General features: G+C 74.1%; 16 protein-coding genes. 8 read left to right on the top strand and 8 right to left on the bottom strand.

Features of this window, described 5'->3' with window-relative positions; genetic code table 11:
• The first annotated feature begins 40 nt into the window (after positions 1 to 40).
• From SERN_RS12110 to SERN_RS12075, 8 genes are all read left to right on the top strand, one after another.
• The gene (locus SERN_RS12110) at positions 41 to 2,059 is read left to right on the top strand and encodes an APC family permease (RefSeq protein ID WP_233251654.1); all 2,019 of its coding nucleotides are present in this window, start codon (positions 41 to 43) and stop codon (positions 2,057 to 2,059) included.
• Entirely contained in the window at positions 2,056 to 3,351 is a 1,296-nt protein-coding gene (locus SERN_RS12105) for a class I SAM-dependent RNA methyltransferase (protein WP_135850346.1), read from the top strand. The genes SERN_RS12110 and SERN_RS12105 overlap by 4 nt, the downstream gene beginning before the upstream one ends.
• On the top strand, positions 3,348 to 5,822 hold the full coding sequence (locus SERN_RS12100; RefSeq protein WP_135850345.1) for an HAD-IC family P-type ATPase: 2,475 nt from the start codon (positions 3,348 to 3,350) through the stop codon (positions 5,820 to 5,822). The genes SERN_RS12105 and SERN_RS12100 overlap by 4 nt, the downstream gene beginning before the upstream one ends.
• A gap of 51 nt (positions 5,823 to 5,873) precedes the next feature.
• Entirely contained in the window at positions 5,874 to 8,660 is a 2,787-nt protein-coding gene (acnA, locus tag SERN_RS12095) for an aconitate hydratase AcnA (protein WP_135850344.1), read from the top strand.
• Between the two features lie 340 nt (positions 8,661 to 9,000).
• Positions 9,001 to 10,536, top strand: a complete 1,536-nt coding sequence (locus SERN_RS12090) for an APC family permease (RefSeq protein WP_135850343.1) — start codon at positions 9,001 to 9,003, stop codon at positions 10,534 to 10,536.
• A gap of 23 nt (positions 10,537 to 10,559) precedes the next feature.
• Positions 10,560 to 11,777, top strand: coding sequence for a saccharopine dehydrogenase family protein (locus SERN_RS12085; protein ID WP_135850342.1), 1,218 nt, complete (start codon positions 10,560 to 10,562; stop codon positions 11,775 to 11,777).
• Between the two features lie 48 nt (positions 11,778 to 11,825).
• Positions 11,826 to 12,821, top strand: coding sequence for a 3-oxoacyl-ACP synthase III family protein (locus SERN_RS12080; RefSeq protein ID WP_158292648.1), 996 nt, complete (start codon positions 11,826 to 11,828; stop codon positions 12,819 to 12,821).
• Positions 12,821 to 13,687 (top strand): MBL fold metallo-hydrolase, encoded by an 867-nt coding sequence (locus tag SERN_RS12075; RefSeq protein ID WP_135850340.1) that lies wholly within the window; start codon positions 12,821 to 12,823, stop codon positions 13,685 to 13,687. Before SERN_RS12080 ends, SERN_RS12075 begins: the two co-directional genes overlap by 1 nt.
• 22 nt (positions 13,688 to 13,709) lie before the next feature.
• On the opposite strand, the gene SERN_RS12070 is transcribed toward SERN_RS12075, so the two are convergent.
• From SERN_RS12070 to SERN_RS12035, 8 genes are read right to left on the bottom strand one after another with little or no spacing between them, the layout of a single operon-like run.
• The gene (locus SERN_RS12070; RefSeq protein WP_135850339.1) at positions 13,710 to 14,978 is read right to left on the bottom strand and encodes a glycosyltransferase; all 1,269 of its coding nucleotides are present in this window, start codon (positions 14,976 to 14,978) and stop codon (positions 13,710 to 13,712) included.
• Positions 14,975 to 15,598 carry a hypothetical protein gene (locus SERN_RS12065; RefSeq protein ID WP_135850338.1) on the bottom strand — a complete coding sequence of 208 codons (624 nt, stop codon included), beginning with the start codon at positions 15,596 to 15,598 and terminating at the stop codon, positions 14,975 to 14,977. Before SERN_RS12065 ends, SERN_RS12070 begins: the two co-directional genes overlap by 4 nt.
• Positions 15,595 to 16,752: a glycosyltransferase gene (locus SERN_RS12060; protein ID WP_135850337.1), complete on the bottom strand. Its 1,158-nt coding sequence runs from the start codon at positions 16,750 to 16,752 to the stop codon at positions 15,595 to 15,597. Before SERN_RS12060 ends, SERN_RS12065 begins: the two co-directional genes overlap by 4 nt.
• Complete coding sequence (locus SERN_RS12055) at positions 16,745 to 17,731, bottom strand: NAD-dependent epimerase/dehydratase family protein (protein WP_135850336.1); 987 nt, start codon at positions 17,729 to 17,731, stop codon at positions 16,745 to 16,747. The genes SERN_RS12060 and SERN_RS12055 overlap by 8 nt, the downstream gene beginning before the upstream one ends.
• 18 nt (positions 17,732 to 17,749) lie before the next feature.
• The gene (locus tag SERN_RS12050; protein WP_135850335.1) at positions 17,750 to 18,655 is read right to left on the bottom strand and encodes an aminoglycoside phosphotransferase family protein; all 906 of its coding nucleotides are present in this window, start codon (positions 18,653 to 18,655) and stop codon (positions 17,750 to 17,752) included.
• Positions 18,652 to 19,359: an NUDIX hydrolase gene (locus SERN_RS16005; RefSeq protein ID WP_269846146.1), complete on the bottom strand. Its 708-nt coding sequence runs from the start codon at positions 19,357 to 19,359 to the stop codon at positions 18,652 to 18,654. Before SERN_RS16005 ends, SERN_RS12050 begins: the two co-directional genes overlap by 4 nt.
• Entirely contained in the window at positions 19,356 to 20,069 is a 714-nt protein-coding gene (locus SERN_RS12040; RefSeq protein WP_233251653.1) for a trimeric intracellular cation channel family protein, read from the bottom strand. The genes SERN_RS16005 and SERN_RS12040 overlap by 4 nt, the downstream gene beginning before the upstream one ends.
• Positions 20,063 to 21,514 carry a GuaB1 family IMP dehydrogenase-related protein gene (locus SERN_RS12035; protein ID WP_135850334.1) on the bottom strand — a complete coding sequence of 484 codons (1,452 nt, stop codon included), beginning with the start codon at positions 21,512 to 21,514 and terminating at the stop codon, positions 20,063 to 20,065. Before SERN_RS12035 ends, SERN_RS12040 begins: the two co-directional genes overlap by 7 nt.
• Between the last annotated feature and the right edge of the window lie 43 nt (positions 21,515 to 21,557).

Here is a 21,557-nt window from a genome sequence, read left to right as displayed (position 1 = left end):
GTGCACGACGCAGACGCTACACGCGCCTAGGCTGTGGCCCGTGCCCGGAATCCTGGACGGGGCCAAGCGGCTGCTCGTCGGCAAACCCGTCTCGAGCGACAAGCTCGGCCATACCCTCCTCCCCAAGCGGATCGCGCTGCCGATCTTCGCCTCCGACGCACTCTCGTCCGTGGCCTACGCGCCCGACGAGATCCTGCTGACGCTCTCCATCGCGGGGATGGCCTCCTACGCGCTGTCGCCGTGGATCGGCCTGGCCGTCGTCGTGGTCATGCTGACGGTGGTGGCCTCCTACCGGCAGACCGTGCACGCCTACCCCTCGGGCGGCGGCGACTACGAGGTCGCCACCACCAACCTCGGCCGCAACGCCGGCATCAGCGTCGCGAGCGCGCTGCTCGTGGACTACGTGCTCACCGTGGCGGTGTCGATCTCGACGGCGTCGCAGTACCTCGGGGCGATCGTCCCGGCGGCGCGCGGGTACGAGGCGGCCATCGCCGTCGGCGGCATCGCGCTCCTGACCGTGATGAACCTGCGCGGAGTGCGGGAGTCCGGCACCGCGTTCGCGCTGCCGGTCTACCTGTTCATGGGGTCGATCGGCCTCCTCGCGGTGGTCGGCACGTTCCAGGCGCTGGCCGGCACGCTCCAGCCCGCCGAGAGCGCCGCGTTCGAGCTCGTGGCCGAGCCCGGGTTCGAGGAGGGCCTGGTCGGCCTCGGGGGAGCGATGCTGCTCGCCCGCGCGTTCTCCTCGGGCTGCGCCGCGCTGACGGGCGTCGAGGCGATCAGCAACGGCGTCCCGGCGTTCAAGGAGCCCAAGTCCCGCAACGCCGCCACCACGCTGCTGCTGCTCGGCCTCGTCTCGGTGACGATGATCGGCGCGATCCTCTACCTGGCGCGCGCGACCGGGGTGCGCTACGCCGAGAACCCCCACGAGCAGATGAGCTTCCCCGGAGGTGAGGCGCTTCCGGTCGGGTACGAGCAGGACCCCGTCATCGGGCAGGTCGCCCAGGCGGTCTTCCAGGGGTTCCCGCCGCTGTTCTACCTGGTCACGGCCGTGACGGGCCTGATCCTCGTCCTGGCCGCCAACACGGCGTTCAACGGCTTCCCGGTGCTGGGCTCGATCCTGGCGCGCGATGGCCTCCTCCCGCGCCAGCTCCACACGCGCGGCGACCGGCTCGCGTTCTCCAACGGCATCGTCGCGCTCGCCGTCGCCGCGAGCGCGCTGGTGTGGCTGTTCGACGCCTCCGTCACCCGGCTGATCCAGCTCTACATCGTGGGTGTCTTCATCAGCTTCGTGATGAGCCAGCTCGGCATGGTGAAGCACTGGACGTCGGCGCTGCGCACCGAGGTCGACCCGCGGGCGCGCGCGACCATGATCCGCTCGCGCGCCGTCAACGCGTTCGGCCTCGGGCTGACGTCGCTCGTGCTCGCGATCGTGCTGGTGACCAAGTTCACGCGCGGCGCCTGGATCACGCTGCTGCTGATGGCGATCCTCTTCATCGCGATGCGCAGTATCGCCAAGCACTACGACCGCGTGCGGGTCGAGCTCGAGCTGGACGACGTCGGCGGATCGCGCGCGCTGCCCTCCCGCGTGCAGGCGGTGGTGCTGGTCTCGCGCGTGCACAAGCCGACGATGCGCGCGATCGCGTACGCCAGGGCCACCCGGCCCTCCTCGCTCGAGGCGATCACGGTCGGCGTCGACGCCGACGACGTGGCGCGCCTGCGCCAGTCGTGGGCCGATGCCGAGGTCCCGGTGCCGCTGACCGTGCTGGACTCCCCGTTCCGCGAGATCACGAGGCCCGTGGTGGACTACGTGCAGTCGCTGCGACGGACCTCGCCGCGCGACCTCGTGGTCGTGTACGTGCCCGAGTACGTGGTGGGGCACTGGTGGCAGCAGTTCCTGCACAACCAGAGCGCGCTCCGCCTCAAGAGCAGACTGCTGTTCTCCCCCGGAGTGGTCGTGGCCTCCGTGCCGTGGCAGCTGGACTCCGCGAAGGGTGGCAGCGGAGTGACGCGGTGGGACGAACCCGCCGTGCCGTGGAAGACGAAGGACGACACCCCGTGACCTCCCGCACCACCAGCAGCACCCAGCCCGGCGACCCGGTCGAGGGCGACGCCCCCGCTCAGGACGCGCCCGCCCCGATCGTCCACGGCGTCACCGTCGGCGCCCCCGCGCACGGCGGCCACGCCGTCGCCCGCCACGAGGGCCGCGTGATCTTCGTGCGGCACGCGGCCCCGGGCGAGGTGGTCGACGTGACGCTCACCGAGCACGCCGCGGACGCCCGGTTCTGGCGCGGTGACGCGACCCGCGTGCTGGAGCCCTCGCCCGACCGCGTGCGCCACGTCTGGCCCGAGGCCGGCCCCGGCGGCGTCGGTGGCGGCGAGCTGGGCCACCTGTCGCTCGAGGCGCAGCGAGCCTGGAAGGCGGCGGTCGTGAACGACACGCTGCGCCGCATCGGCAAGCTCGAGCTGGCCGACGTCGAGGTCGAACCCGTCCCCGGCGAGACCGACGGTCTCGGCACGCGGACGCGCATCGAGCTCGTGGTCGACGACGCGGGCCGCCTCGCGATGCACCCGCACCGCAGCCACGACCTCGTCGCGCTGCGCACCATGCCGCTCGCGGTCCCCGAGATCGCCGAGCACGTGCGCCGCAGCCGCGAGGTCGGCACGCGGCTGCGCCCCGGCGCCCGGGTCGAGCTGGTGCGCTCGGCGAGCGGGCTGCTCGTGCTGGTCGACGGCGAGGCGCTCGGATCCACGCGCAAGCACGTGCGCGAGCGCGTCCTCGTGACCCTCCCGAACGGCGAGACGCGCCGGTACGAGTACCGCGTGGCGGGCGGCGGCTTCTGGCAGGTCCACCACGGTGCCGCCCGCCTGCTGATCGAGAAGGTGCTCGCCGCGGCCGAGGTCCGGTCCGGCGACCGGGTCGTGGAGGCCTACTCCGGCGCGGGGCTGCTGACCCTCCCGCTGGCCGATGCCGTGGGCGAGACCGGCACGGTCGTCGCGATCGAGGGCGACGACGCCGCCGTCCGCAACGCGCGGCGCAACGCGCACGCCCACCCGTGGGTCGAGCTCGTGCACGGCGACGTGGCGACCTCGATCGGTGAGGCCACGGCGCAGGGCGCGGACGTCGTCGTGCTCGACCCGCCGCGCGCGGGGGCGGGGGCCGACGTCGTCGCCGCCATCGTCGCGGCTCGGCCGCGGCGCATCGTCTACGTCTCGTGCGACCCCGCGTCGCTGGCGCGTGACCTGGCGCTCCTGGTGGCGGGCGGCGCCACCGTGCGGGACGTGCGCGGTTATGACCTGTTCCCGCACACCCACCACGTCGAGGCGGTCGCCGTCCTGGACGGACCGGCGTGACCGCCCCGGCCGCCCGCCCGACGGGGGCGGCCGGACTGACCTCGGCGCAGGTCGCCGAGCGCGTCGCGCGGGGGCAGGTCAACGTCGCCGACGACGCCAGCTCCCGCAGCCTCGGGCAGATCCTGCGAGCCAACACGCTCACGCTGTTCAACGCGATGCTCGCCACGGCCTTCGTGCTGGTGATGCTGACCGGGCGCTGGCAGGACGGGTTCTTCGGGTTCGTGCTGGTCCTGAACACGGCCGTCGGGGTGGTGACGGAGTACCGCGCCAAGCGGACGCTCGACGACCTGGCGATCCTGGACGCGCCGACCGCGCGGGTCTGGCGCGACGGCGTCGAGGTGGCGCTGCCGGTCGCGGAGATCGTGCTCGACGACGTGCTGGCGCTGTCGACGGGGGACCAGGTCCCGGTCGACGGCGAGGTCGTGGAGACCCGCGGCCTGGAGGCCGACGAGTCGCTGCTGACGGGCGAGTCGCGCCCCGTGCGCAAGGCCGACGGCGACGAGGTGCTGTCCGGCTCCTCGGTCGTGGCGGGTTCGGCCAGGGTGCGCGCCACGCGCGTGGGCGACGACTCCTACGCGCAGAAGATCACGGCCGCCGCCCGGCGCTACTCGCTCGCGTCCTCGGAGCTGCAGGGCGCCGTCGGGAAGATCCTGCGCGTGGTCACATTCCTCATCGTGCCCATGGCGATCCTGCTCGCGCTCAGCCAGGTCAGGGCGCTGGGCGGCTGGGACGTGGTCCGCTCGAACGGCACGTGGCGCGACGCCGTCGTGCAGGCCGTGGCCGGTGTCGTGGGGATGATCCCCGACGGTCTCGTGCTGCTCATCTCGGTCAACTTCGCGCTCGCCGCCGTGGTGCTGGCGCGGCGCCAGGTGCTCGTCCAGGAGCTGCCGGCGGTCGAGGTGCTCGCTCGCGTGGACGTCCTGTGCCTCGACAAGACCGGTACCATCACGGACGGCGCCGTCGCGCTGGACGAGCTGCTGCACGTCGACGCCGACGGGCGGGCCGACGCCGTCGCTGCGACCGACCTCGATCCCGAGGTGCTGGGGGTGCTCGCGGCGATCGGCGCCGACCCCGAGGCGAACGCGACCGCCGCCGCCATAGGGGCGGGGGTGGCCGACGTCGCCGGGCGTGCCGCGGGTGCCGGGTCCGCCCGGATCACGGACGCCGTGCCGTTCTCCTCCGCACGGAAGTGGTCGGCCGTCCAGGTCGCCGGGGTCGCCTGGGTGCTGGGCGCCCCCGAGGTGGTGCTCGCGGGCCGGAGCGACGCCGTCGCCGTCGGCACGCTCGAGGCCGCGCACGCCCGGGCGAGCGACGGGTCGCGCGTCGTCGTGCTGTGCCGCGCCGGTGCCACCGTCCCCGACCCCGACGCACCGCTGCCGACCCTCGAGCCGGCCGCGCTGATCGTGCTGGGCGAGCACGTGCGCGACGACGCCGCGGCCACGCTGTCCTACTTCCGCGAGCAGGAGGTGGGTCTGCGCGTCATCTCGGGCGACGACCCCGCCACCGTCGCCGCGATCGCCACCAAGGTCGAGCTGGAGGGCTCCGGCGTGCGGGTCGAGGGCGCGGACGCCCGGCGGCTCCCGACCGAGACCGGCGCCCTGGCGACGGCGCTCGAGGGCACCCGCGTGCTGGGGCGCGTCACGCCCGAGCAGAAGGTCGGGATCGTCGAGGCGCTGCAGTCCCGGGGCCACACCGTGGCGATGACCGGCGACGGCGTGAACGACGCCCTCGCCATCAAGACCGCCGACCTCGGCATCGCGATGGGCAACGGGGCGCGCGCGACCAAGGCCGTCTCACGGCTCGTGCTGCTGGACGGGAAGTTCTCGACGCTGCCCGGCGTGCTGGCGCAGGGACGCCGGGTCATCGCCAGCATGGAGCGGGTGGCCAACTTCTTCCTCGTCAAGACCGTCTACTCCACGGTGCTGGCGGCGGTGACGGTGGTGGCCGGGCTCGTCGTGCCGATCGCCTACCCGTTCCTGCCGCGGCAGCTGACGCTCGTGTCGGCCCTGACGATCGGCGTCCCCGGGTTCCTGCTGTCGCTCCCGGCGAGCTCCGAGCGGTACGTCCCCGGGTTCCTGCGCCGCGTGCTGACGTTCGCGATCCCGGCCGGGGTGATCGTGGCCGGGGCGGCGCTGCTCGTCTCGTGGGTCGCGGGCGACCCCGACGTCGCCGGGCCGACCACGGCGCGCACGCTGGCCACGCTCAGCACGCTGGGTCTCGGCATGGTCGTGGTCGTGCTGCACGCGCGGCCGTTGGTGTGGTGGAAGCTCGCGATGGTCGCGGGGCTGACCCTGGCCGGGCTCGCCGCGCCCTACGTCCCGCTCGCCGCCGAGTTCTTCCTGCTCGAGCGACCGGACGGCCGGCAGTGGCTCCTCGTGGCCGCCGTCGTCGCCGTCGGTGGGGCCGCGCTGACGGGGGTCCAGGCGCTGGCGCGTCGCCGTGCGCCGCACCCGCGCGGTAAGATATCTTGACGTCGAGATAAATTCTGATCAGTCGCCGCCGAGCGACGTGGAGGAGACCCCATGAGCACCGTGGACAGCTTCCGAGCCAAGGGAACCCTCGAGGTCGAGGGTTCGTCGTACGAGATCTACCGCCTCAGCGCGGTCGAGGGAGCGTCGAAGCTCCCGTTCAGCCTGAAGGTCCTCGCCGAGAACCTGCTGCGGACCGAGGACGGCGCGAACATCACCGCCGACCACGTCCGCGCCATCGCGGCGTGGGACCCGGACGCGCAGCCCGACACCGAGATCCAGTTCACGCCGGCCCGCGTGATCATGCAGGACTTCACGGGCGTCCCGTGCGTCGTCGACCTCGCCACGATGCGCGAGGCCGTCGCGGACCTCGGTGGCGACCCCAAGCGCATCAACCCGCTCGCGCCCGCCGAGATGGTCATCGACCACTCGGTGCAGATCGACGTCGCGGGTCGCCGCGACGCGTTCGAGCGCAACGTCGAGCTCGAGTACGAGCGCAACCACGAGCGCTACCAGTTCCTGCGGTGGGGCCAGACGGCGTTCGACGACTTCAAGGTCGTCCCGCCGGGCACCGGCATCGTGCACCAGGTCAACATCGAGTACCTGGCGCGCGTCGTCATGACGCGCTCTGTGGACACGGCGGACGGTTCCGTTCTCCGCGCCTACCCGGACACGTGCGTCGGCACCGACTCCCACACCACGATGGTCAACGGCCTGGGCGTGCTGGGCTGGGGCGTGGGTGGCATCGAGGCCGAGGCGGCCATGCTCGGCCAGCCCGTCTCGATGCTCATCCCGCGCGTGGTGGGCTTCAAGCTGAGCGGTCAGATCCCCCCGGGGGTCACCGCCACCGACGTCGTGCTCACGATCACCGAGATGCTGCGCGGCCACGGCGTCGTCGGCAAGTTCGTAGAGTTCTACGGCGCCGGCGTCGCGGCCGTGCCGCTCGCCAACCGCGCGACCATCGGCAACATGAGCCCGGAGTTCGGCTCCACCGCCGCCATGTTCCCGATCGACGGCGTCACGATCGACTACCTGCGCCTCACCGGCCGCAGCGAGAAGCAGCTCGCGCTCGTCGAGGCTTACGCCAAGGAGCAGGGCATGTGGCTCGACCCCGAGGCGTCGGACTACATCGAGCCGATCTTCTCCGAGTACCTCGAGCTCGACCTGTCCACGGTGGTCCCGTCGATCGCCGGTCCCAAGCGCCCGCAGGACCGCATCGAGCTGTCCCACGCCAAGACGCAGTTCGCCCGCGACCTGCCGACGTACGCGCCCGAGGTCGTCAACCTGATCGACCAGGCCGAGAAGGAGTCCTTCCCGGCCTCCGACCCGCCCGCCGTCGGTGCGGCCGCCGCGCGTCACACGGTCCCGGTGACCGACTCCGAGGGCCGCGAGTTCGACCTGTTCCACGGCGCCGTCGCGATCGCGTCGATCACCTCGTGCACCAACACCTCCAACCCCTCGGTGATGCTCGCCGCCGGCCTGCTCGCGAAGAAGGCCGTCGAGCGCGGCCTCGTCGCCCAGCCGTGGGTGAAGACGTCGATGGCCCCCGGGTCGCAGGTCGTGACGAACTACTACGAGAAGGCCGGCCTGTGGCCGTACCTGGAGAAGCTCGGCTTCCACCTCGTGGGCTACGGCTGCGCCACGTGCATCGGCAACTCGGGTCCGCTGGACCCGGCCGTGTCCGAGGTCGTCAACCACGAGGACCTCGCCGTCGTCTCGGTGCTCTCGGGCAACCGCAACTTCGAGGGCCGGATCAACCCCGACGTGAAGATGAACTACCTGGCCTCCCCGCCGCTGGTCATCGCCTACGCGCTCGCGGGCACGATGGACTTCAACTTCGACACCGACCCCCTGGGCCGTGACGAGGACGGGCGTCCGATCTTCCTGGCGGACATCTGGCCGTCCGCCGAGGAGGTCCAGTCCACGATCGACTCCTCGATCAACCGCGAGATGTTCGTCTCGGACTACGCCGACGTCTTCACGGGCGACGAGCGCTGGCGCGGGCTGGACACGCCCGACGGCGACACGTTCGCCTGGGACCCCGAGTCCACCTACGTCCGCAAGCCCCCGTACTTCGAGGGCATGCCGGCCACGCCGACGCCCGTCACCGACATCGCGGGCGCCCGGGTGCTCGCCAAGCTGGGTGACTCCGTGACCACGGACCACATCAGCCCCGCCGGCGCGATCAAGGTGGACAGCCCCGCCGGTCGCTACCTCGCCGAGAACGGCGTCGAGCGTCGCGACTTCAACTCCTACGGCTCGCGCCGCGGGAACCACGAGGTCATGATCCGCGGCACGTTCGCCAACATCCGCCTGCGCAACCAGCTGCTGGCCGACCGGAACGAGGGCAAGGGCGTCGAGGGCGGTTTCACGCTGAACCATCTCACGGGCGAGCAGACCTCGATCTACGACGCCTCCGCCGCCTACGCCGAGGCCGGCATCCCGCTCGTCGTGCTGGGGGGCAAGGAGTACGGCTCCGGCTCCTCGCGCGACTGGGCGGCCAAGGGCACGGCGCTGCTCGGCGTCCGCGCGGTCATCACCGAGAGCTTCGAGCGGATCCACCGCTCCAACCTCATCGGCATGGGCGTCGTCCCGCTGCAGTTCCCGGCCGGCGAGTCGGCCGACTCGCTCGGCCTGGACGGCTCGGAGACGTTCGACATCTCCGGCATCACCGAGCTGAACGAGGGGCGGACGCCGAAGACGCTCGCGGTGACCGCCACGAAGGGTGACGGCAGCGTGGTGTCCTTCGACGCCGTCGTCCGCATCGACACCCCCGGCGAGGCGGACTACTACCGCAACGGCGGCATCCTGCAGTACGTGCTGCGCTCGCTGGTCGCCTGACACCAGCGCGCCCCGACGGCGCCCCCGGTCCCAGCGGACCGGGGGCGCCGTCGTCGTCGAGGCCCGCGCCCTCCGCCGGTGGCCCACCGCCGGTCGCCCACCGCCCACCCCCACCGCCCGTCGCCCACCGCCCACCCCGGGGCTGTCGACAATGCACAGGACTGCCGTATCGGCGCGATACGGCAGTCGCGCGCATGTTCGGTGAATGCTCGACCGGTCGGGAATGCACACGACTGCCGTAACGGCGCGATACGGCAGCCACGCGCATTCTCGGCGGACGGGGTGGAGTGTTGACGGTGTGGGCGTTGACCGCGCGGGGCGGCAACCCTAGGTTCTGGTCATGACAGCGACGCCGGACACGGTGCGGGGCGGCAAGGGACTGGCGACCGGCACCCTCGGTCTGGGTGGGTCGGTCGTGATCGGACTGGCGTCGACGGCGCCCGTGTACTCGCTCGTCGCGACGCTCGGGTTCGTGGTCATGGCCGTCGGTGCGCAGGCACCCATCGCCTTCATCGTCGCGTTCATCCCGATGCTGTTCATCGCCGCCGCCTACCAGGAGCTCAACCGCGCCGTCCCCGACTGCGGCACCACGTTCACGTGGGCGACCAAGGCGTTCGGCCCACGCGTGGGCTGGATGGGCGGCTGGGGCGTGGCCGTCGCCGGCATCGTGGTCCTCGCGAACCTCGCCGAGGTGGCCGGTCGCTACTTCTGGCTCCTGGTGGGGCAGGAGTCCGTCGCCGGGAATCCCGCGGTCGTCACCGCCACGGGGGTCGTGTTCATCGCCTCGATGTGCTGGGTCAGCTACCGCGGCCTCGAGCTCGGCGAGCGGTTGCAGAACGTCCTGCTCGGGCTGCAGTACCTCGCGCTGGCCCTGTTCGTCGGCCTCGCCGTGTGGAAGGTGGCGACCGGGCAGGCGCCGGGCTCCGACAGCGTGGACTGGAGCTGGTTCAACCCGTTCGCGTTCACGGACTACTCGGGCTTCATCGAGGCGGTTCTGCTCGCGCTGTTCATCTACTGGGGCTGGGACACCTGCCTCGCGCTGAACGAGGAGACGAGGGACCCCGCACGCATCCCCGGCCGCGCCGCGATCATCTCGACGGCGATCCTGCTGATCACCTACGTCGGCGTCACCGTGGCCGCCATGGCCTACGCCGGGGTGGGGGAGGACGGCGTCGGTCTCGCCAACGAGGCCAACGCGGACGACGTCTTCCTCGCGCTCAAGGATCCGGTCATGGGCCCGCTCGCGTTCGTGCTGGTGTTCGCCGTCATGGTCTCGGCGATCTCCTCGACCCAGACCACGATCCTCCCGACGGCGCGCGGCACCCTCGCGATGGCGACGTACCGGGCGCTGCCGCAGCGGTTCGCGGGCGTCCACCCCAGGTTCGCGACGCCGTCGTTCTCCACGCTGATGATGGGCGTCGTCGCGAGCGTCTACTTCGTGGGGATGAAGATCGTCAGCGACAACATCCTGCAGGACTCGATCCTCTCGCTCGGGCTGGCGATCGCGTTCTACTACGGCATCACGGGATTCGCGTGCGTGTGGTTCTTCCGCCGCGACCTGCGCCGCTCGCCGCGGGACCTCTTTCTCAAGGGCGTCTTCCCGCTACTCGGCGCGCTCATGCTCAGCTACGCGTTCGTGCAGTCCGCGATCGACATGCTCGACACCGAGTACGGCTACACGACGCTGCTGGGCGTGGGTGGCACGTTCGTCATCGGGATCGGCTCGCTGCTGATCGGTGCCGTGCTGATGGCGGTCTGGTCGACCCGGGCACGATCGCGCCCGTTCTTCCGCGGCGAGTCGCTCAACGCCGAGACCGACGTCCTCGTGCCCGAGAACCCCGAGAGCTACCCCCGCAGCGTCGACGGCGGGCTCTGAGAGTCGCACCGGAAGGAATCAGCATGCACATCCTCGTCGTCGGAGCCGGGGGAGTCGGCTCGGCCGTCGCCGCCATCGCCGCCCGCCGCCCCTTCTTCGACCGGCTCACGATCGCCGACCACGAGGTCGCGCGGGCGGAGCGCGCCGTCGCCACCCTCGACGACGACCGCTTCCAGGCGGCGCAGGTCGATGCGAGCAGCGCCGACGACGTCGCGGCGCTCATCGCCCGCACCGGTGCGACCCACGTGCTCAACGCCGTCGACCCGCGCTTCGTCATGCCGATCTTCACCGCGTGCGCGCGGGCCGACGTCACCTACCTCGACATGGCGATGAGCCTGTCGCGCCCGCACCCCGAGCGGCCGCACGAGCTCACCGGCGTCAAGCTCGGGGACGAGCAGTTCGCCGTCGCGGACGAGTGGGAGGCGGCGGGGCGGCTCGCGCTGGTCGGCATGGGGATCGAGCCGGGCCTCGCGGACGTGTTCGCGCGTCACGCCGAGGACGACCTGTTCTCCGAGATCTCCGAGGCCGGCGTGCGCGACGGTGCCAACCTCACCGTGGCGGGGTACGACTTCGCGCCGTCGTTCTCGATCTGGACCACCATCGAGGAGTGCCTGAACCCGCCCGTGATCTACGAGGAGGGGCGCGGCTGGTTCACGACGCCACCGTTCAGCGAGCCCGAGGTGTTCGACTTCCCCGAGGGCATCGGCCCGGTCGAGTGCGTCAACGTCGAGCACGAGGAGGTGCTCCTCATCCCGCGCTGGACCGGGGCCAGGCGCGTGACGTTCAAGTACGGGCTCGGCAAGGAGTTCATCGAGGTGCTCACGGTGCTGCACAAGCTCGGGCTGGACTCCACCGAACCCGTGACGGTCAAGGGCGCGTCGGTCTCGCCGCGCGACGTCGTGGCCGCCTGCCTGCCGGACCCCGCCACGCTCGGTGACCGGATGACCGGCAAGACGTGCGCCGGGCTGTGGGTCCGCGGCCTCGGCAAGGACGGTCGACCGCGCTCCACCTACCTCTACCACGTGGTCGACAACGCCTGGTCGATGGCGGAGTACGGCCACCAGGCGGTGGTCTGGCAGACCGCGATCAACCCCGTCGTCGCGCTGGAGCTGCTCGCCACGCGCGTCTGGTCCGGGGCCGGGGTGCTCGGCCCCGAGGCGTTCCCGGCAACGCCGTTCCTCGACCTGCTGACCGCCTACGGGTCGCCGTGGGGTGTGAAGGAGCTCGACCCGAGCGCCTGACCGGCGAGCGTTTCCCCGGCGCGCCCGCGCGTGTGCGAGTCTGTCCCGGTGCCTGCAGCGAGCCCCGTCCGCATCCTCGGGACGGGCGCCCACCGGCCGTCCCGGATCGTCACCTCCGCCGACCTCGACCGCGTCCACGGGCGCGTGCCGGGGGAGAGCGAGGCACGCTCCGGCGTGTCCTCGCGACGCTGGGTCGGCCCTGCGGAGACCTCCTCGGTTTTGGCGGCCTCGGCCGTCGCGGCGGCCCTGGCGACGGCCGGCCTCGAGGCCGACGACCTGGACGCCGTGATCGTCTCCGCCGTCGCCCCCGAGCAGCCGATGCCGACGACGGCGGTGCTCACGCTCGTGGCCCTCGGCGTCGACGGCGGCCGGTGCGACGCGTTCGACGTCAACGCCTCGTGCGTCGGGTTCCTCACCGGACTGCGGATCGCCCAGGACGGGATCGACGCCGGGCGGTGGGACCGCGTCGCCGTCGTGGCCAGCGAGATCGCCTCCAAGGGGCTGGACCACACCCACACCGAGGCGAGCGCGCTGTTCGGCGACGGCGCGGGTGCCGTGGTGCTGGGCCGCAGCGCGCCCGGTCAGGACTCCGCGGTGCTCGCGTCCCGCTCGGCCGTCTGGCCCGCCGCCGCACAGGCGTGCCGCATCGAGGCCGGCGGCACGCGCTGGAACCCCATGACGCCGCCCGAGGACCCGGGCGCCTACCTGTTCCAGATGGACGGCGCCGCGCTGCTGCGCCAGGTCGCGCGGCACCTGCCGGGCTTCCTGCGCGACGTCTCCGCGCGGGCCGGGATCGACGTGGCCGACGTCGACGTGGTCGTCCCGCACCAGGCCAGCGGGGTCGGGCTGCGCTACCTGCGCTCGTTCGCCCGACCCGATGCCGTCGTCGACATCCTCGCCGAGCACGGCAACCAGGTCTCCGCCTCCATCCCGACGGCGCTCGACCACGCCGTGCGTACCGGCCGCCTGACGCGCGGGTCGACGGCGCTGCTGCTCGGCACCGGCGCCGGACTCACGCTCGCCGCGACCGTGGTGCGGTACTGATGGGGGGCGGCGACCGACGGGTCGAGCCGCACGTCGAGCTGCTGACCGCCGGCTGGACGAGCCATCCCGGCCTCGTCGCCCGCCGTGGCGGCGGGCGACGTCCTGTCCGCTTCCCCGCTCTCGTCGCGGTCGTGCACCACCCGGACGGCGTCATCCTCTTCGACACCGGGTACGCGCCCCGCGTGCAGCGCGCGGTCGGCCGCGGGATCGACCGCGTGTACGGCGCGCTGCTGCCGGTGCACGTGACGCAGGGCGAGACCGCCGTCGAGCAGCTCGCGCGTCGCGGCATCGCGGCCGAGGACGTCACCACGATCGTGCTCTCGCACCTGCACGCCGACCACCTCGGGGGCCTGCGCGACTTCCCGGCGGCGCGCATCGTCGTCGACCCGCGCGCGGTGACCGCGATGCGGGGCTCGAGCGGCCTCGGCCGGCTGAGCCGCGGCTGGCTGCCCGCGCTGCTGCCCGACGACGTCGTCGACCGGGTGCTCGACCCGACGTCGCTCCCGGCGGTCGAGGCGGACCTGGCTCCGCTGGGAGAGGTCACGCCCGCGCACGCTCTGGTCGCGGACGGAAGCGTCGTCGTCGTCCCGCTGCCGGGGCACAGCGACGAGCACCTCGGGCTGCTGGTCCGCACGCCCGTGGGCGAGCTGCTGCTGCTCGGCGACGCCGTGTGGCACCTGCGTGCCGTCACGCACGGCGACCTGCCGCACCCCGTCGTGCGACTGATCACGCGTGACTGGGCGGGCTACCGGCGCACGGTCGTCGACCTGGCCCGGCTCGCCCGGCGGCGGCCCGACCTGCTGCTGCTGCCCTCGCACGACGAGGACGCGATCGCCCACGTCCAGGGGCTGCTGGCGGCGTCGTGACCGTCGGCGGCCGCTCGGGCTCCTAGGCGATCAGGCGTGCGACGACGGCGGCCGTCGCCGCGACGGGGTCGTAGCGCTCGGCCGCGGACGCCAGCGCGCGCAGTCGCGCCCGGTCCATCGTGAGCACGTCCCGCAGCGCCGTCGCCGTCGCGGGGTGGTCCAGCGGTCGCCGCGTCCGCAGCCCCGCGCCCGCGGCCACGATCCGTGCCGCGAAGTCGAACTGGTCGTAGTCGCGCGGGTGCACGAGGGCGGGGACGCCGGCGCGGATCGCGGAGTAGGACACCCCGGCGCCGCCGTGGTGGACGACGGCGTCGAAGGATGGCATCACGTCGTCGTAGGCCAGGTGGTCGACGACGACGACGTGGCCCCCGGCCTCCGCCGGGGGAGCCGTGGTGGTCGCCCCGCGCTGCCCGAGCGTGACGACGAACGTGTGGCTCGGCACCGCGGCGGCGAGCGCGTGCACCTGCGCGAGGAGGTCGCGGCGCGCCCAGCCCAGGTGGGTGCCGACCGTGACGAGCACGAGCGGCCCCGCCGGCAGGGCGGGGGCCTCGCGAGCACCGTCGTCGGGCAGCAGGCGCTCCGGCGTCGCCGTCACCGGACCGACCATGGCGAACGGGGCCGGCCAGTCACGCGCGAGCTCCAGCTCGAGCATGCCGAGCCCGAGGATCGCGGTGGGGGAGTAGGCCGCCTCCGAACCGTCGGCCCGGTAGACGCCGGTGCCCGCGGCCCGGAACGCGCCGGCCAGCACCGCCTGCATCGCGCGCTTGGTGACGCGCGTCGCCCGGCGGCCCGCGGCGTCGCGCACCCGGTGCCACGGCCGGGTCGCCGGACCCCAGCCGCCGCAGTACGACGGCGTTCCCGTCCGCGTCTCGAGCGCGAACGGCGTCGGCATGGTCGTGATCCACGGCAGTCCCGCCGCCTGGGCCGCGTGGCCGGCGACGGGGGCGGTGAAGTCGGCGACGACGGCGTCGAACGCGCCGTCGGCGAGCACGCGGTCGAGGTCGGCGCGGGCCCGTGGCAGCAGGGCGAGGTTGGCGCGCAGCTGACGCGTCAGGAGCAGCGGGTTGCTGCGGACGGGACCGGCGGTGTCGGCGATCGCGTCGAAGATCCCCGGCTCGTCGGCCAGCAGCGGGTGGGCGATCAGGCCGAGGTCGCGCACCAGGTCGACCTTGGTCGCACCGGTGGCGACCTCGACGTCGTAGCCGCGCTCGCGAAGCCCGAGGCCCAGCGTCAGGAGCGGGTTGAGGTGCCCCGCGAACGGGGGAGCGGCGAGCAGGAGGCGGCCGCTCACGCGGGCCCCGCGAGCCGCAGCACGGCGTCGATCGTCGCGCGCGACGTCGCGGCGCTCAGGTGCCCGCCGGGCACCACCGCGTCGAACCGGCGGGCGTGGCCGACGACGCTCAGCCAGTCGCCGCGGCCCCGGACCGCGTGCACGCGCCACGGCCCGCCCGCGCGCGGCAGCGCGCCGACCGGACCGATCCCCACGACGTCGACCACCAGCCCCCGGGGCACGTCGACCGCGCCGGCCGCGCCCGTGATCATGCGGGCACCCGCACTGGCGCACAGCAGGAGCAGGCGGTCCTGCGTGGACGTCAGCAGCGGCTGGAGGTGGTGGGCGACACCGGCGGCGAACCGGCTTCCGGGGTACGCGGCGAGTCCCTGCACCGTGTTGCGCACCGAGGCGGTGCCGAGCGGTTCGGTGCGCGGGGGCGCGCTCGCCGCGAGCCGCGTCCACGGGAACCCGGCGCGCAGCGGCTCCCAGCCGTGCTCGGCCAGCGCGTCGAGCACACGCTCCTGCGCGGCGGACAGGCGCTGGTGGCGCCACGAGCTCTGCCCGGTCAGCCACGCGACGCGCGCGCGGGCGGGGGTGGCGAGCGACGGCGAGCCGGCGTGGGCGTCGAGCCATCTCACGGGCGGTGGCCCCCGCCGTCGGCAGCGCTCCCGACGCCGACGCGCACGCGTCGCCCGCGCCAGCGCACGTGCCGCGGTCCGACGAACGCCGCGGTGGCGTGCAGCGGTGCGAGCAGGAGCGCGAGGACCTCGAGCCCGAGGCCGCGCGTGCCGTCGGGTCCGACCCCGAGGTCCCGGCGGAGACCGCGCGTGGCGACGGACTGCCCGACCAGGACGGCGACCGCGGCGCCGGTCGCGACCGGGCCCGAGGCCACCGCGGCGGCGACGACGACGAGCGGCAGCACCGCGGGCACGACGACGAGGCCGACCAGACCGGGCGTGAGGTCGCGCTGCACCACCTGCTGCGCGAACAGCATCCAGCGGTGCAGCAGTCGTGCGTAGCCGCGCGTCCCCTCGACCGTCGTGGCCAGCAGCACGGGCTGCGCGAGCTGGGCGATCCGCAGGCCGTGACGACGGTAGGCCAGGGCGAGCGCGTAGTCGTCGCACGTCGCGTCCAGCAGGGTCCCGAGGCCGCCGATCGCCGCCAGGTCGCGACGTCGCGTCGCGAGCACCATCCCGTTGATGCTGACCGGCGCGGCGACGGCGGCGAGCGCGAGGTAGGACGGCAGCGCCGAGGAGTTGACGAACGCGGCGACCATGCGGGAGGGCAGCGTGCCGCGGTCGAGGTAGACCGGGATGCCGGTGACGAGGTCGGCGCTCCCGAGCCCGCCGACCAGGCGCGCCAGGCCGCCGTCGGGCAGCACCGTGTCGTCGTCGAGGACCACGACGACGTCGCGGCAGTCGGGTTCGGCGAGCGCGAGCTTGTGCAGCTTGGGGTTCGTGCCGGGCGGGGGCGGCGGGTGGTCGAGGACGGTCACGTGGTCGCGACCTCGCGCCGCGGCGAGGGCGGCCGACCGGCCGGCGCGGTCGTCGTCGTCGACCAGGAGCCGCACCTGCGCCGGGGCGAGGGCGTCGGCCTGCTCGGCCAGGCGCTCGGGCAGGAGGGGGTCGCCCGAGCGGACGGCGACCAGGACGGTGACGTCCGCGAGGGTCGCGGTGGGTGCGGCCGGGCGGGGGCGGCGGATCACGCGCCGCGCGAGGACCGTCCGCGTCACGGCGAGTCCCGCGAGGGCGAGGATCCCGGCGGCCGCGACGGCGGTGCGCGCCTCAGCCACGGGCGAGCGCCCGCTGCCTCGTCCAGTCCGCGACGAGCCGGTCGACGCTCGTGGCCAGCGGTACCGCGGGTTCGCCCAGGTCGCGCAGCGCCCTCGTCACGTCGAACGTCTTCGACCGCGAGAGCACGGAGACGCCGAAGCGGGTCAGCGGGGGCTCGCGGTGCCCGAGCAGGTGCGCCGAGACGTGCTCGCCGCACCCGGCCAGCGCGCGCACGAGCGTCGGCGGGATGCGGCGCAGCCGCGGGCGCAGGCCGATGCGCGCCAGCAGGTCGAGCGCGAACGGGTAGAGCTCGACGGGTTCGGCGTTGGTGATGTTGTACGTGCCGGTGACGCCGCGGTCGACCGCGCGGACCAGGTACTCCGCGACCGTGCCGACGTCGGTCAGGTCGACGCGGACCCGCGGCCCGCCGCGCGGTTCGAGCACCGGCAGGAGGCCGCGGTCGGCCAGCCGCAGGATGCGCGGGAGCAGCACGGTGTCGCCCTCGCCGATCACGGCTCGGGGGCGCAGGACGGACCACGGCCCGGCGTAGTCGGCGACGACGCGCTCGGCCACGGCCTTGCTTCGCGCGTAGGCGTTCAGCTGCTCGGCGTCGGGCGTCACGGGGGAGTGCTCGGTGAGGTCCAGCTGGTCGGCGTCGCGGTAGAGCACCGAGGAGCTGGACACGTGCACGAGCGGGACGCGACCTCGCGCGCTCGCCCATGCCGTCACGTGGCGCGTGCCGTGCACGTTCGCCCGGACGAAGTCGCGCGGCGGCGCGAACGGCGAGGCCAGGGCCGCGGCGTGGACGACGGCGTCGACCTCGCCGGGGACGGCGTCGGGCGGGAGCGGGTGGGTGAGGTCGTGGCGCACGTAGTGGTCGACGTCGCACGAGGGCGCGGCCGCGCGCCCGAGGCCGACGACCTGCCAGCCGCGCTGCTGCGCCGCGCGCACCGTCCGGATCCCGACGAAGCCGTTGGACCCGGTGATCAGCACGCGCATGACCCTCACCCTAGGTGCTCACCCGAGCGGCTCCGCGGCCCCCGCGCGGAGCTCGGCGAGGGCGCCGTGGGCCCAGGCGGCGTTCGTCTCGTCGTCGGCGGCGAGGACCGTGACGGCGCTGGCCATCGCCAGCGCCCAGGCGGCGGCGCGCTCCCAGCGACCGGGGTCGGGCTGCGGCCGGAGCGTGTCGTAGGCGGCCCGGAAGGCCGACCGCCCGACGTCGTCGAAGTGCAGCCACGCCGCCGCGAGGTCGCACGCCGGGTCGCCGCCGCTCACGTCGCCGAAGTCGATCAGGGCGGCGAGGGCGTCGGGTCCGGAGAGCACGAGTACGAGCACGTTGCCGGGGTGCGGGTCGCCGTGCACCCACGACGGTGGCCCCGCCCACCCCGGGGCGTCGCACCCCGCGCGCCACAGCGGCCGGGCCCACGCCAGGTCGTGCTCGTCGGTCAGCCGGGACCTGACCGAGGCGTCCCGATCGCGCAGCGGTACGGCGCGCACCGGGTTGTGCGGCGCGTCGGCGGGTGCCGGTGCGTGCAGCGCCGCCAGCACGCGCGCGAGCTCGCGCGCCCACGCCGTGCGCGAGGCGCGCGGTCGGGCGGCGGACCGCTCGCCGTCGATCCATCGCGTGACGGTCCACGGACGGTCGAACGCCGCGCTCGGCACGCCGATCCGCACGGGCTCGGGCACCGCGACCGGGAGCACGGGCGCGAGCTCCGGCAGCCAGCGCTGCTCGTTCCGCAGCAGGGCGACGGCGACGGCGCGGCGCGGCAGCCGCACCGCGAGCTCGTCGCCGAGGCGCAGGGTCACGTTGTCCCAGCCGTCGGCCGCGACGGTGAGCGGCAGGTCAGCGAGGTCGGGGTGCTGCTCGCGCAGCAGCGCGCGCACCAGGTCGACGTCGATCGCGACGTCCGCCTCCGGTCTCACAGGTCGACCTCGCGCGTGCGGTCCCACGGCACCGACCAGCGCAGGGACGTGAGCACGGCGTCGAGCACGAACGCGGTGAAGCCCCACACCAGCCGGTCGCCGACCTGGAAGCCCGGGCCGCGATGCACCGTGCTCCGGCTGCTCGCACCCGCCTCGCGGTCGCGGTGGAACGCGACGGTGACGCGCAGCGCCGGGTCGACGAGATCGCGCACGGGCGCGCGGAACACCTCGGCCGTCTCGACGCCGTCGGGCACGAGCGGCGAGCGCGTGGCCCACCACCCCAGGACGGGGGTCACGACGTTCCCGCTCACGACCACGGGGACGTCGGCCAGGGAGCCGAGCACCTCGATGCCCGAGGGGTCGACCCCGGTCTCCTCGACCGCCTCGCGGACCGCGGCCCGCTCGGGCGTCTCGCCCGGGTCGATCCCGCCGCCCGGGAAGGCGATCTGACCGGGGTGGTGCCGCAGCGCGTCGCTTCGGCGGGTCAGGAGCAGGTCGAGGTCGGCGTGACCGGGATCGGCGACGTCGGACTCCTCGAGCAGCCCGAACAGCAGGAGCACGGCCGAGTGCCGCTGACCACCGGTGCGCACCGGGGCGCGTCCGAGCGGCGAGGCCCACGGGCGGGCGCCGGAGGCGAGCTCGAGCAGGTCGCGGCGCGCGAGCTGCGGGGCGGGCACGCCGTCGGACCGCCCGCCGGGACTCACGCCGTCCCCCGGCGACGCCGTGCGCTCCGGCGCCGCGGCCGCCAGTCGCGGGCCTCCGGCAGCCGCCAGCCGAGCCGGTAGGACAGCAGGCAGAACGTTCCTCCGACCACGGCGGCGAGGAGCGTCGTCAGCCCCTGGTGCTCGCTGGAGGTCAGGAGGTCCGCCAGGACGACGACGCCGGCGGCCGCCGTCGCGCACGTCGCGTACAGCGTGTTGCCACCGAACACGATGGGGGTGCGGCGCAGCATGAGGTCGCGCACCATGCCGCCGCCGACGGCCGTGATCGTGCCGAGCATGAGCGCGGGCAGCCAGTGCAGCCCGGCCGCGATCGCACGCTGCGCCCCGACGGCGCCCCACGTGCCGAGCGCGATCGCGTCGAGCACGCGCACGCCGCGGCTCCACCACCGACCCTCGACGTGGACGAGGTAGGCCACGACGGCGGTGACGAGCGCGACGCTCAGGTAGGACAGGTCGGTCAGCGCCACCGGCGTGCCGCGCTGCAGGAGCGTGTCGCGGATCATCCCGCCGCCGAGACCGGCGGCGACCCCCAGCACCAGGAAGCCCACGAGGTCGAACTTGTGCTCGCGCGCGAGGACCCCGGCGAGCAGGACGTTCGCCGCGACCCCGAGCAGGTCCAGCACGCGCACCAGCTCGACGCTGGCGGCGGCGAGGTCGCCGGTGTCCGCGGCGAGCAGGAGCGGTGTCACCACCCGGCGGGGAGGGGGCGGCCCTCCTCGTACCCGGCGGCGGACTGCACGCCGACGACGGCGCGCTCGTGGAACTCCGCCAGCGTGCGAGCGCCCGCGTACGTGCACGCCGAGCGCAGCCCCGCGGTGATCTGGTCGAGCAGGTCCTCGACGCCGGGGCGCTCGGGGTCGAGGTACATCCGCGAGGAGGAGATGCCCTCCTCGTACAGCGCCTTGCGCGCCCGGTCGAACGCGGAACCGCCGCGCGTGCGGGCGGCGACGGCGCGGGCCGAGGCCATGCCGAAGCTCTCCTTGTAGCGGCGGCCGTCGCCGTCGGTGTGCAGGTCCCCCGGCGACTCGTAGGTGCCGGCGAACCACGAGCCGACCATCACCTGCGACGCACCGGCCGCCAGCGCGAGCGCGATGTCGCGCGGGTGGCGGACCCCGCCGTCGGCCCAGACGTGCGCGCCGAGCTCGCGCGCCCGCGCGGCGCACTCCAGCACCGCGGAGAACTGCGGCCGTCCCACGCCCGTCATCATGCGCGTCGTGCACATCGCGCCGGGACCGACGCCGACCTTGACGATGTCGGCGCCCGCCGCGACGAGGTCGCTCACGCCCTCGGCCGTCACGACGTTCCCCGCGACGACGGTCGCCTCGCTCGAGACCGAGCGCACGGCCCGGAGGGCGTCGATCATCTTGGACTGGTGACCGTGCGCGGTGTCGACCACGAGCACGTCGACCCCGGCGTCCAGCAGCGCCGAGGCGTTCGCGGCGACGTCGCCGTTGATGCCGATCGCGGCGGCCACGCGGAGGTGGCCGGCGGCGTCGAGCGCGGGGGAGTAGATCGAGGAGCGCAGCGCGCCGATCTGCGTCAGCACGCCCAGCAGCGTGCCGTCGGCGCGCACCACGGGAGCGACCCGGCGGCGGGCGGCGTGCAGCGCGTCGAACGCGGCGACGACGGCGTCCTCGCCCTCGAGCGTCTCCTGGCGGATGACGGTGGGCGTGGCGGCCATCACCTGCTCCACGACCGTGAACTGGTCAACACCGCTGCAGTCCGCGGGGGTGACGACGCCCACCGGTCGCCCGTCGCTCAGCACGACCGCCATGCCGTGCGCCCGCTTGGTCATGAGCGCGAGCGCGTCGTGCACGGTGGCGTCGGGCGCGACGTGCACGGGGGTCTCGACGACCGTGTGGCGCCCCTTGACCCACGCCGTCGTCGCGGCCACCAGCTCGGTGGGCGTGTCCTGCGGGATGACGGCGAGACCGCCGCGCCGCGCGAGCGTCTCGGCCATCCGGCGCCCGCTGACGGCCGTCATGTTCGCGGCGACGACCGGGAGGGTCGAGCCGGTGCCGTCGCTCGTGGCGAGATCGACGTCGAAGCGGCTCGCGACGTCCGAGGGGGAGGGGACGAGGAACACGTCCCCGTAGGTGAGGTCGGCGGACGGGGTCTGACCCGGCAGGAAACGCATGGGATCAGGGTAGGTCAGCCGGACCGACGTGATCGGGGTCTCG

Origin of the sequence: Serinibacter arcticus, assembly GCF_004786095.1 — a bacterium.
In the GTDB taxonomy this organism is placed as follows: domain Bacteria; phylum Actinomycetota; class Actinomycetes; order Actinomycetales; family Beutenbergiaceae; genus Litorihabitans; species Litorihabitans arcticus.
Note: the sequence above shows the minus strand (reverse complement) of the source record. Positions and strands in the feature narration are given on the sequence as shown.